The organism is Rhodococcus sp. IEGM 1318, from assembly GCF_033142465.1.
Classification (GTDB): domain Bacteria; phylum Actinomycetota; class Actinomycetes; order Mycobacteriales; family Mycobacteriaceae; genus Rhodococcus_F; species Rhodococcus_F qingshengii_B.
Genome location: NZ_JAWLSC010000022.1, coordinates 28909 through 40578 on the forward strand (window position 1 = coordinate 28909; position 11670 = coordinate 40578).

Sequence of the window (11670 nt, forward strand, 5' to 3'; positions counted from 1 at the left end):
TGGCGGTGCCGGCACCAGGTCCTCCCAGCCCTATCATATCCATATGCGATATACCATTGCGCAAAGTGACACGCATTGATACTCTCGGCTGTGTCGAGAATCGCGTCGAGAGGGTGCCTTTGTCCGCCTCTTTCGGTCGTCGCACTCCTCGATCTAGCAACTGCTACGCGGCCACGAACGCAAGGACGATCAATGACAGCGAATGAAACTCTCACTCCGATCAAGATTGAGGCTGCACGGCGCGGTAGTGGAATAGCGACGAGCGAAACTAGCGGCGTTCGATACGGAGTGCGCTGAACTCGAGGTTGCCGACCAGTCGCGTGTCGGGGATATTCACGACCTATGGCGCATGATCGCAGCGGACCGTCTCGCGACCGGTCACCGAGCCGCGGTGGTGTAGATAACCGGCGAGAGGCTGGGGACGGATTCGACGAGGCCAAGCAGAGACTGGTTGGAACTCGCTGCAGCTGATCACTGTCAGGACCTCCTGACCGGACAAGCCTGCTCCCAGATGGAATGACCGTGAGATGAGCACGGGCGAGGGTTGGCGAAACAACCTGGCGTACCGAATCTCATTGAGCGTTGTATCGCACCATGACTCGAAAGATTGTTCACAAACCCTCCGTTTCTCGCTCAGCCCGAGATACGACTGTAGGAGATTGACAACATGACGCAAAGCACCACCCAGCATGTACCCGAACGACTGGGCAACGATTTTGTTCGAGAAGACTGGGACAACTTGACCTTTCGTGTAGACCGCGAGGCCTACCGATCCGCCGAGGTATTCGCGGCCGAACGCGAACGGGTATGGATGAAGACCTGGGTCTATCTCGGACACGAGACCGAGATTCCGAGGAATAACGACTACCGAGTTCGGGTGATAGCCGGTAAGCCACTGATCTTCGTCCGCGACAACGAAGGCAAAATCAGGGTATTCCTCAACTCCTGTCCGCATCGCGGAACGACACTGTGTCGTGAGGCGGAAGGAAATTCCCGCCACCTTCAATGCTTCTATCACGCATGGACTTTCACAACCTCAGGCGAGATCGCAGCTATCCCGGGCGAGGATGCATACGACTTTTCACGTGACTTTCGGGATTCGGTGAAACTGCGTGCCGTTCCGCGGGTCGACAGCCACGAGGGATTCGTCTTCATTTCGTTCGCAGAGGAAGGACCTTCGCTGGAAGAGCACCTAGGCGCTGCAGCGGATGTCATCAGCATGGCCACCGAGCAGAGTGCGGCCGGCATGGCCGCGGTGCCCGGAATTCAGCGGTACGGCATCAAAGGAAACTGGAAGCTTGCCGTCGAAAATGCCATGGACGGTTACCATTTCGCTCCTACACACAACACGTTTGTCGGGTATCTGAGAGAAACCGGATTTCACGTTACCGACGACGATCAGTACGGATACAACCTCGGCAACGGTCATTCCATGCTGGTGCTCACCGGTCACAACGGTCGTCTCGGAATGTTGTGGGAGCCCCGGTTCGGCGAGGAAGAGAAAGAGCGCACCCGCAAAACACGGGAAGAGATGGCCGAAAGGCTCGGACGTGAGCGTGCTGACACGGTCGGTGATGCGAGCCGAATACTCTTTGTCTTCCCGAATCTCCTGCTCTTCGACCTCGAAGCCCTGACCATTCGTCAGCTCGAGCCGCTTGCAGCAGGTGAAACTGATGTCCGCGCTTGGCAATACGTCCCCACCGACGAGTCTGACCAGGCCCGCGAAATCCGCCTGCGAACCATGGCCAGCTTTGTCGGTCCAGGAGGATTGGCCACGCCGGACGACATCGAGGCTTATGAAGCCGTGCAGCGTGGCATCGTCGCAACGGCCGGTGACCGACGTGGAATCAACGACTACAGCGATATGTCGCGCGGAATGATCTCCGAAGTACGCGGGGAAAAGGGGCGTTCCATCGACGAAGGTCAGATGCGAACTTTCTGGCGTCACTGGAGCCGAGCAGTAGGAGAGGTCAACGGGTCGGCGGAGGAGGATCAGTCATGACTGCATCGATTACACCCACAACACAACATGCGGATGTCTCTCGTTTCGACGTCGAGGAGTTTCTGTACCGCGAGGCCGAGATTCTTGACGCGTGGCAGTTGGATAATTGGTTGGCGCTCTTCACCTCTGAATCAGTGTACGAGGTACCGACTACCGATTGGAGCGGCTGGGACGAACGCGGCGGCGGGTTCTTCATCCTGGACAATTACGACCTGATTCAGGCGAGGGTCAAGAGACTCAAGAGTCGCAAGGCACACGCCGAGAACCCCAAATCTCGTGTGCACCGCATGATCAGCAATGTCGCAGTGGGCGAACGAACCGGAAATCTGGTCGAGATCAAGGCGTCGTTCGTGATTCACCGCTTCCGCGACGAAACGACCCAGTGCTACGTGGGCTACTACAAGCACCTTCTCGAGATCACGGAGTCCGGGCTTCGCTTCCGGCGCAGGCGTTCGGTGCTTTCGCATGAACTGCTAACTCCCGGTGCACGACTGAGCTTCATCATCTAACGGGGGAGCGACATGATCAAGCACGTAGTCGCCTTCAGTTTCAAACCGGAGGTGGAGGAAACGGATCGGCAAGCGATCCTCGACGAACTCGACACCTTCCCCGCTCAATATCCAGCCATGAGCAATTGGGTACTGGGACCCAACATCAGCGAACGAGACACCACGATGTCTCATGTATTTACCGTCGAATTCCCCAGTCGTACAGAGCTGAACGCATACCTCAACGGACCATCACACGAATCGTTCGTGGCCGAAAAATGGCGACCGGCAATCGCTCGACAGACAATCGTCACGGTCGATTCGTATCATCTGAATAGGACTGATCCCATGACTGCTACCGCAACACGGCCGCGCGGTCCTTACGCGTTCGAGTACGCGCGGCTCGCTGTGCCCGACCTGGCCAGTTCGATCGACTTCTACACCGATCACGTCGGATTGAGTCTGGAAGAACGCTCGGCCGAGCATGCATTTATGCGCGCAGATATCTCTCACCATGTGATCGAGCTGGTGGAGGACACAACATTATCCGATTTCCATTGTCTTGCTTTGGGTTACAGTGCAGAGTCGGCGACTGTGCTTGCCGAGATTCGGCAGCGACTCGAAGACAACGGCATTGAGGTATTCGACATGCATCCGCGCGCTGCGGCGTTGGTCGAAGACGGATTTGCCGTCAAGGATCCGAATGGTCAGACAATCGAAATCTTTACCGGGTTCGAGGAATACGCGGAACCGCCCCTCGTAGAGTGGCGCCCCCTCGAAATCGTTCACCCATTCCTGTCCACGCCGGCGTATCGTGAGTCCCAGAATTTCTACCTCGATGTTCTCGGATTCCTCGCGTCAGATTTCATCATCTCGGACGGATTCGGTGCCTCTTCCTTCATTCGCGGCGAAGATCGATACCATCATTCACTTGCACTGCGGCAGGACAACTCGTACTACGTTGCCCATCTCTGCTTCAAGATGAAGAGCCTCGACCACGTGATGAGGGGACGCGCGAAGGCGCTCTACAAAGACGTGAACATCGCCTCCGATATCGTCAATCATTCGGCATCCACTTCGATCGCCTTCTACCTCTATGAGCCGCAGCACGGACCCCGAATTGAATTGTGCGACGGACATCGTGTTTTCACCTCTGAGGAGCACGAGACTCATCAGGCGCGACGGATGACGGCTGACCCCCGAAACATCGATGTATGGCGAGCAGCGTCGGATGACTGGGAACGTTTCTGAGCTGACACCGGTCGCGACTCGTCAGCGCCTCCTCATGGAGGCGCTCGAGTTGCTGACCAGTGTGTCGAGCCCCGCGGGTGAGGAACGACTTCTTGCGGAGTCCATCGTCAGTTGGGGTATGTCGCAGTTTCCCCACCTTCGTTGGGAGCTCATCGAGGGCGACGGGGAACATTCGTCCTCGGTGCTGGTGACAGCTTCGCGAGATGCTGAAACCGGCGGACTCCTCCTTTATTCACACCTGGACACGTCGCTCTTCGGAGATCTGGTGGTGGATCGTCCAATTCTTGGTGATGTGGTGCGGGATGAGTGCTTTCAGCTAGACGGTGCATCTCGCATTGTTTCCGGGTTGGGGTTGGGAGTCGCCAAAGGACCGGCAGCGGCTGCCCTCACTGCGTTTGTACTGGCGGCCGAAAAAGTGTCCGACATGTCAGGACCGTATCGCCTGCAACTGTTATTGGCTGCGGGCGGTACTCACCGCACACTCGAATCAGCTTTTGACAGCCCGTCGCGAAGACGGACCGGAGTTACGGAATACCTAGCAGCACAATCACACCCGAGACATGTGATTGTGGCGAAGGCCGGACCGCGAGGGGTTCTGTACGACGAACCGGGTGCGCTCTATTTCCGAGTTCGCCTTTCAGGTGAGTGGGGTCCAGTGATGTGGCGGGCTACCAATTCGCCCGAAGGTGGGGTGCTGCGGCATTGTGGTCTGATCATCGAGGCCATTGAGGAGTGGGGTCGAGGCTATGTGGATTCTGCAGAGGCCGGTGAGCAGTGTGGCGCCGAAGTCGGTTTGGGTGCGATTCGCGGTGGGATCAAGGCAAAGCCGGATCTGATTCCTGCAGTGGTGGAACTGTACGGCTACCTCGTGCATCCCGGCGAGATCGACGCTGTGATCATCCGGGAATCACTGGGCGGGTATTTACGCTCTTCCATTCGAGGTACGGCATTGGATCTCGAATGCGTGCGTATTGATGTGGATATCGTCCATATCGATCAGGGCGCCGCGACACCTCGATTATCGGCCATCGTGCGCTCTGCTGAAAGACACTGGCAGACAGTGAAATCAGATGACCTGCCGGTGATCTCGCGGTGGAAAGGATCGACGGATGGCGTCGTCTTTCGTGCGGCAGGAATTGATACCGCACGAGTAGGACCATTCATTTCACTTCCGTCGCCGGACGGAGTCGATCGGATTTCCCTGGACGAGATGCTCGACTGCGTTGACATTTATGAGCGGATTGCCGTCGATACCGCGCGTCGCTGATTCCGAAACTTGGGGCAGGTCGAAAGGAACGGCACTGTCACGTTGTTGAACGCGGCAAACTGGGAGAATATGACGTGACCAGCCCGATGCCGTCGTACGGCGCTGTCACAGCGTTGGTGAACTGGAGCACGCCGCTCATGGTTGTCGGTCCGCGTGGCGACAGTTTCCAACCTCATTGATTGGTGGTCGCGCTCGAATCACTGATGGGGGGGCAAGCGAACAGCGGTACCGGCGATCATCGGCTTCGAGGTCGACGGCATGACCCTCGCCGTTCGCGTAGACGAAACGGGTGCCCGCGTCGCGATCGAACTCGACGGACAACCCGAGACGGTCCTTCGAGCAGATCCGATGGTGGTGCTCGGCCTGGCGCCGGGCATGTTGACCATCGAGCAGGCGATCGTTGCTGGCGAGCTCCGCGGCGAAAGACATGACCCGGCTGCGATTTTCGGCCCCTGACGAGTCTTGGCTCTGCGTGCGATGAACAGTGGAGACAGAAGCGGTTCTCTGAGCGCATGGATCGCCCTCCGGTGCCCGACCATCGTTTCGTCTCGGTCGCCGACGTTGTGACCACGACGAGTGCGCCGCCATGCCTTATTCGGTGCCATGTGTGGGAACGCAGGGTTCTGAACTTCCTGCTCACCCTGCGTTTAGCCGTTCGGGCACTGGTTGAGGGGTAGATAGGGCCAGCTACGGATTCCACGGGACACATACACGACAGATCCCCGCTGATCCTGCCCGAATCATTCTGGGAACACTGGCTCGACCCGAACCTCACCGACAAAGACGTGGTCCAGGCCATGATCAATTCCGTTCCGGAGCCGCATCTCGAACCGTACGAAGTCGGGGCCGCAGTGAAACTGACCCAGCGACGACCCGCTGATTGTCCTGCCCAAAGGCAGGTCGACCACGTAGGCCGATTCCGGGCAGGTGTGGTTCTCTGACGCTGACAGATGCACTGCGCCGGAAGGTGCACTGCGCGGGAAGGCGAGACGACTCCAGGAGCGGCGATGTTGGCGATGAAAACAATGTGCGAGAGGTGCCGCACCGCCCTCGACAACGCCGCAACAATATGCAGCTACGAATGCACCTTCTGCGTCGACTGCTCAGCGGCGATGGACAACGAATGCCCGAACTGCGGCGGCGAGTTGACCGCGCGTCCTCGTCGCATCGCGCAAGCCCGAGCGATTCGTCGGGGATGGGCAGGTCGAATCGGTAGCTACCTCGCCCAGCACAAGACCTCCGGCGTCCTCGAGCTCACCGATGCCGAGCGGGATCTGATTTCGCAGATCAAGGCCACCGACGGGGAAAGGTTGGCAGCGATCGAGGTGCGTCATATGCGTCCCGACTGCACACCGCGAGAAGCTCTCATCACCGTTCTCACACTTCGTGGGGAAGACGTGTTCCGAACCCCTGCCGGCCACGCTGTCAGTGAGGACGCAGGTCGCGCCGACGAGAAACCGCAGACGCTGTGACCGATGAGCACACCATGTCGACACCTACCAGATTCCGTGCAGCCGGGGACCGTGCAGCAGCGCGTCTGCGGAAACGAGCCGAGTGGGCTTTCACTGCGGCGCAGCGCCGAGCTGCCCATGACCGGGCTTACGAACAGTGGATCACCGGCGCGCTGGTCCCGTACCGGATCACCCGCGCCCTCGACGCCGCCGAGCTGTACGGCCCTGACGTCGACGTTGCATGTGGGGCACAAGAGCCGGCAGTCGACGAATGGGAGGCCGGCACCCGCTACCCCTCATTCGAGCAACTCCTCGCCCTGGCCGCGCTGACCCACCAATCCCCGGACTCGTTCATCGCACGCGAAGGCGACGAGGACCTCGACCTCTGAGACACCACGATGTGGTGCCACATCAGCAAAGCCGAGCGCGCCCGATGGCGACCCCCGATCACCGAATTCACCGCCGCGGCCGTCGAAGAATGTCCTGGCACCAACGAATACCGCGCCACCCACCTGTTCTGACATGCCCACACGAAACGGAGAAGAACCATGAAGCACCTGGCACTCGACGAAATCCAGATCACCCCTCAGGCCGAACCGGCACCAGCGAGCAGCAGCGAGGTTCTCGCATTCAGCGAGGTTCTCGCATTCATTGCCCGCGAAGGACGCAAACTTCAGATCAACCATTTGATCTGTGCGGCCTACGCCACACGAAGGGTTAACGGTGTGGAAGATTCTCGCAGCACTCGAAGGTTCGGCGGGCGCGATGAGTTCCCCCACGACGTTCGACACTGTCGCTCACTACGCGATAGTCGCGTCGACCGGCGCGGCATTGATCGCAGGTGCAGTCAACGACTGGTCTGTGGTGGTGATGGCTCTTATCCTCGTGCCGTTCGTAGTCATCGTGCGGTGGCCGAATGCACCCTCCGGCATTGTCTTCGGCGCCGCAGAGGCCGTAGAGAATCTCCGCGATGCGAACAGGTCAACACGCGGGGTCAAGAGAACTGAGGACCCAAGGGGGTCGGCGAAGTGATCACACCGTTCCGGGTCCTCATGCTGATCGACATCGTTGTGGTCGCTGCCTTTGCAGGACTGTTCATGCAGCCTCGCTACGTACCCCGCGAACCAGCCCCCGAGTGCTACACCACCTTGTTGGGCAGCACCGGAGCACCGCAATGCCCCACCGCAGCGCGCGACTTCATGATGACCTACTCCCCAGTGATAATGGCGATTCTGGTCGGGCTTGTCCTTCTGTCCACTCACCTTCGGGTATTCAGCGATCACCGGAACCGCCCCGCCCGCGAGATCCTTCAGGAGGATTCAGCCTGATCCTCATCGCGATGCTGCGCTGACCGGCTCCACGAAGGTGCTCGAAATCGACTGGTAGATCGGGGTATTCCGGCACGCACGCATCAGTAATGTGACTCGACGAACTACAGGGGAATGATGGCCAGCTACGAAAGCGACTTCGACGCAGCACTTAACCGGGGGCGCGTTTATGGCAGTGCCGAGCAATTGCGCGCTACTCCAGATGGAACGCCGATCACTGATGCGCAGGGCCGGCACTGGATCCGCGGATTCAACGATCCGGCCGAACGACGGTGGCGACGTCGAAAGGCTCCGCGGCTGATCTGGGTGGGCATCGGGGGCGATCACGACCGGTGCCCGTCTTCCGAGATCCCTCTCCCCGCCACGCATGCGGCCACCGAGGACTTCTGGCCCACGACCCTTGTAGAGGGTTCGGGTACGCCCGTGTCGATCGGGTCGATCGCCGGAGGCTGTGTCGGTGGTAATCCCGGCCTCTCGCTGTGGAACGGGGCCGAGGCACGCGCCCGTGACTTGTTGCCAGGTGTGGGGGAGTCGAACAGGGATGGTGGCGGCGGGAACCAAGTCGACCCGACAGGCTGGATCTACGGCAGCGACATCGTTACGATGCAGAATGCACGGTCTGCGGACTACCTGCTGACCCCGATGTCGACCCCGATCGCCGCGATACCAGCGAATCTCGCGAACCCCTTCACCGCGACGTCGTGGAATGAGACAGCCGGAAATTCGTCGACGAGCAGCTGAGAAGATAGGCAGTCATCGGCATCTCGACAGAGGAGAATTTCGTGCAGCAGGCCGACCAAGTGAGAATCGGGACCGGAGGCGTCTCGGTGTTCACGATCGTCAGCGTCGACGAGGACGCTCACTCCGCAATCATCGAATCCACCGCGGACGCACCCGGCAAGTACCCGTTTCCGGCGAAGCTGGCCAATCTTGTGCCGGCTACCTGACGGCACTACCGGATCCAAGCAGTAGAGGACGTCGCCATCGGGATACGAGGGGGCGTGTCGTTTGCCCTGTTCAGGGGTGTGAGAAGGACCCGGCTGTGCGTGTGGTTGGCGGCAGCAGCATCGAGACGTGGGCTAGCTTGGGGTGTACCAATGATCTTGGACAGTGAATCTCGGGATGAGAGAGGATCTGTACATGACCGAGAAGCGTCGTCAGTTCAGCCCGCAGTTCAAGGCGGAAGCGGTGCAAATGGTTGTCGGACTGGGACGTTCACTCACCGCTGTCGCCCGGGACCTGGAGATCAATCCGGGCACGCTCGGTAACTGGGTCAAGGCGTGGAGGGAGGAGAATCCCGACCCGGCGACCGCGACGAACCCTGTGGAGGCGGCACGTGTGGCGGAGATGGAGTCAGAAATCCGCAGGCTGCGGATGGAAAACGAGTTTCTGAAAAAAGCCGCGGCCTTCTTCGCCAGGACACACCCGTAGCCGAGCGCTGCGCGTTGATCGAAGCGGAGAAGGCCAACTACTCGATCGGCTGGATGTGCACACTGTTGGATGTGCCGCGGTCGACGTTCTATGTCTGGCGTGTCCGGGTCGAGACGCCGACCGCCTCGCGCAGGCGAGGGTTGCGCGAGCAGGTCAGGCGGGTGTTCGACACGTCGCGGCAGACGTACGGGTGCCGGCGCGTGGCCGCCCAGTTGAATCGGGACGGTATCGAGGTCAGCGTCGGTACTGTCGCCGGCATCATGCGCGAGCTGAGATTGTGCGCGGTGCAACCACGTGCGTACAAGCGGACCACGATTGCCGGCGAGGTAGCGGCGATCCCGGACCTGATCGACCGGGACTTCACCGCACAGGTTCCGGGCGTGCGTCTGGTCGGTGACATCACCTACCTACGCACCAGTGAGGGATGGTTGTATCTGGCGACGGTGATCGATCTCGCGACGCGGATGGTCGTCGGATGGCAGGCCGCGTCGCACATGCGCACGTCGCTGATCGTCGACGCGTTGCAGATGGCCGTCACCGGTGGGCACGTCAGGACGGGCGCAGTGTTCCATTCAGATTGCGGAAGTCAGTACAGATCAACGGGATTCGCAGAGTTCGCCGAGTCGAGGTACCTGCGAACCAGTGTCGGGCGAACAGGGGTGTGTTGGGACAACGCGGCGGCCGAGTCGTTCTTCGCGACTCTGAAGAACGAGATGTACTACCGGCAGAGGTTCGGCACCCGGAGCCGGGCACGGTTCGCGGTCGCCGAGTACATCGAGGTGTTCTACAACCGGCAACGTCTGCATTCGACGCTGGGCTATCGCACCCCCGCGGAAGCCCTCGCCGAGTATCCAAACGCAGCAGCAGCTGCCTGAAACCGCCGAGTCGCTGTCCAAGAACCTTGACACACTCCAACAGCGAGCATGCTCGGGAACTGGGACACAGTTTTGCCGCGGATCGACCTCGGCGCCTTCAACCAGGTGAACCAAGCCGCATCCATGCTCACCGGCATGTGGCCACTGATTGGCAAAGACGCCCTCAGCGGGTTTGTCCGCGACATGCCGTCTTGGAGTGTGCTCGGGGACTTGCAGGAGAGCATTCGTTCCCTGTTCGGCGCATTCCAGTTAGGACAGTTCGGGGAATGCGCCGAGGGCTGCGGGGAAATCGAGGCTGATCTTCAACCGGAAACGGTGATCACCAGGTCTCCCACCTTTGACCTCTGCGGGCAGCCGAGCTGGGAAAACCCCACACGAAAACGATAGGCCAACAAAGTGTGCAGCTGGCATTCGTCTCCGTTCAATGGCACGTTCTTTGCCTAGCCCGTGAGCAGCCTGTCTCAGGCTGGGGTTGCAGTGACGACGATATTGTCATCGTAGTTACCACTTTCCCGATCGAAGTCACCTCCACAGGTGATCAAGACGAGCCGTCGATCTCCGACAATCGAGAACAGTTCAACCGGAAGTTCCTTCTTGTCGTACTCCTCCACCGAGGTCACGACGTAGTGAACAGGCCCGGAAGCGGTGTCGACGACAACGTCCGCGCCGGTGGCTGTGCTCCGTAGATCAAAGAACACCCCGCGGCCTTGGACTTGACTGTCGACGTGCGCGAGCAGGACCGTCGAACCAGGACCCGTAGGACGTGCACCCGGTGACCACCATCCAACCCGATCGACATCTTCAGGTGGGTAGAGCTCGCCGGAAGGGTTGTTGCGAACCTCATCGATGGATGCGTCGATGGCGATCGACGGAATCCGCAGATGTGTAGGCGGGTATTGCGCAGATATCGGTGCAACGGCGGCGGCGCCTGTGCTCACCGCAGGTGCAGACTGCGATATGGCATGACGATCGGCATCCGGCGACCAGAAAGCGACGACGACCCCGATGACAGTTACAACCGCCCCCAGTACGATCAGCGCACTTGGGGCAAATCTGCGAGAAAACCACGATGGCGTCATCGTTTGCTGACCCCGGGTATTCATCGAACTTCGCATCGTCGGTCAGAGCGCACGTTTACGAGCCAAGACGAATCCCGAACCCACTGCCAGAACCCCCACGCCGACAATCGCACTCCCCGCAGCCGCACCATTACCCATCGAAATGCCGTCACCCGCATGGACAACAGTGGGCGCAGCGGGCTGCTCAACAGGGCCGCCACAAGAATCCGAGTTCGTACGCTTCACACCCGCACCGCCACCCCACAGATTGTTTCCGCCGCCGTTGTTGCCGTTGTTGCCGCCGTTGTTTCCGCCGCCACTCGAATCTGTCGTCGTGGGAGGCGCGACCGTCGTGGTCGGGGCGCCGCCGTTTCCGCCGCCGTTGTTGCCGTTGTTGCCGCCGCCGTTGTTGCCGTTGTTGCCGTTGTTGCCGCCGTTGTTTCCGCCGTTGTTTCCGCCGCCACTCGAATCTGTCGTCGTGGGAGGCGCGACCGTCGTGGTCGGGGCGCCGCCGTTTCC

The 11670-nt window shown here is 60.1% G+C and carries 14 protein-coding genes and 2 pseudogenes; 14 read left to right on the plus strand and 2 right to left on the minus strand.

The window, feature by feature from the left end; all coding sequences use genetic code 11:
• Positions 1-667: 667 nt before the first annotated feature.
• The 14 genes and pseudogenes from R4P65_RS30790 (at position 668) to R4P65_RS30855 (ending at position 10480) form a co-directional block, all read left to right on the plus strand.
• Positions 668-2002, plus strand: a complete 1335-nt coding sequence (locus tag R4P65_RS30790) for an aromatic ring-hydroxylating dioxygenase subunit alpha (protein WP_317829335.1) — start codon at positions 668-670, stop codon at positions 2000-2002.
• Positions 1999-2511: an aromatic-ring-hydroxylating dioxygenase subunit beta gene (locus R4P65_RS30795; RefSeq protein ID WP_317829336.1), complete on the plus strand. Its 513-nt coding sequence runs from the start codon at positions 1999-2001 to the stop codon at positions 2509-2511. Before R4P65_RS30790 ends, R4P65_RS30795 begins: the two co-directional genes overlap by 4 nt.
• 12 nt (positions 2512-2523) lie before the next feature.
• The gene (locus tag R4P65_RS30800; protein ID WP_317829337.1) at positions 2524-3741 is read left to right on the plus strand and encodes a Dabb family protein; all 1218 of its coding nucleotides are present in this window, start codon (positions 2524-2526) and stop codon (positions 3739-3741) included.
• Positions 3742-3775: 34 nt separating this feature from the next.
• Complete coding sequence (locus R4P65_RS30805; protein ID WP_317829338.1) at positions 3776-5008, plus strand: hypothetical protein; 1233 nt, start codon at positions 3776-3778, stop codon at positions 5006-5008.
• 258 nt (positions 5009-5266) lie between these two features.
• Complete coding sequence (locus R4P65_RS30810; RefSeq protein WP_317829339.1) at positions 5267-5464, plus strand: hypothetical protein; 198 nt, start codon at positions 5267-5269, stop codon at positions 5462-5464.
• Between the two features lie 230 nt (positions 5465-5694).
• Positions 5695-5949: pseudogene (locus R4P65_RS30815) on the plus strand (SOS response-associated peptidase family protein); the annotation flags it as partial.
• 66 nt (positions 5950-6015) lie between these two features.
• Positions 6016-6480, plus strand: coding sequence for a DUF1272 domain-containing protein (locus R4P65_RS30820; protein WP_317829340.1), 465 nt, complete (start codon positions 6016-6018; stop codon positions 6478-6480).
• Between the two features lie 14 nt (positions 6481-6494).
• Positions 6495-6848 carry a hypothetical protein gene (locus tag R4P65_RS30825; RefSeq protein ID WP_317829341.1) on the plus strand — a complete coding sequence of 118 codons (354 nt, stop codon included), beginning with the start codon at positions 6495-6497 and terminating at the stop codon, positions 6846-6848.
• A gap of 334 nt (positions 6849-7182) precedes the next feature.
• A complete protein-coding gene (locus R4P65_RS30830) occupies positions 7183-7491 on the plus strand; it encodes a hypothetical protein (RefSeq protein WP_317829343.1) in 309 nt (102 codons plus the stop codon).
• Positions 7488-7787: a hypothetical protein gene (locus tag R4P65_RS30835; protein WP_317829344.1), complete on the plus strand. Its 300-nt coding sequence runs from the start codon at positions 7488-7490 to the stop codon at positions 7785-7787. The genes R4P65_RS30830 and R4P65_RS30835 overlap by 4 nt, the downstream gene beginning before the upstream one ends.
• Positions 7788-7904: 117 nt before the next feature.
• Positions 7905-8528, plus strand: coding sequence for a hypothetical protein (locus R4P65_RS30840; protein ID WP_317829345.1), 624 nt, complete (start codon positions 7905-7907; stop codon positions 8526-8528).
• A 41-nt stretch (positions 8529-8569) separates the two neighbouring features.
• Entirely contained in the window at positions 8570-8734 is a 165-nt protein-coding gene (locus tag R4P65_RS30845; RefSeq protein WP_317829346.1) for a hypothetical protein, read from the plus strand.
• A gap of 193 nt (positions 8735-8927) precedes the next feature.
• A protein-coding gene (locus tag R4P65_RS30850; protein WP_317829347.1) for an IS3 family transposase occupies positions 8928-10093 on the plus strand; the annotation gives its coding sequence in 2 pieces (ribosomal slippage) (positions 8928-9186 and positions 9186-10093; 1167 coding nt in all).
• A gap of 72 nt (positions 10094-10165) precedes the next feature.
• Positions 10166-10480: a hypothetical protein gene (locus tag R4P65_RS30855; RefSeq protein ID WP_317829348.1), complete on the plus strand. Its 315-nt coding sequence runs from the start codon at positions 10166-10168 to the stop codon at positions 10478-10480.
• A 74-nt stretch (positions 10481-10554) separates the two neighbouring features.
• Here R4P65_RS30855 and R4P65_RS30860 read toward each other — a convergent pair whose 3' ends face one another.
• Positions 10555-11031 carry a class F sortase gene (locus R4P65_RS30860; RefSeq protein WP_317829349.1) on the minus strand — a complete coding sequence of 159 codons (477 nt, stop codon included), beginning with the start codon at positions 11029-11031 and terminating at the stop codon, positions 10555-10557.
• Positions 11032-11214: 183 nt separating this feature from the next.
• A pseudogene (locus R4P65_RS30865) lies at positions 11215-11670 on the minus strand (hypothetical protein); the annotation flags it as partial.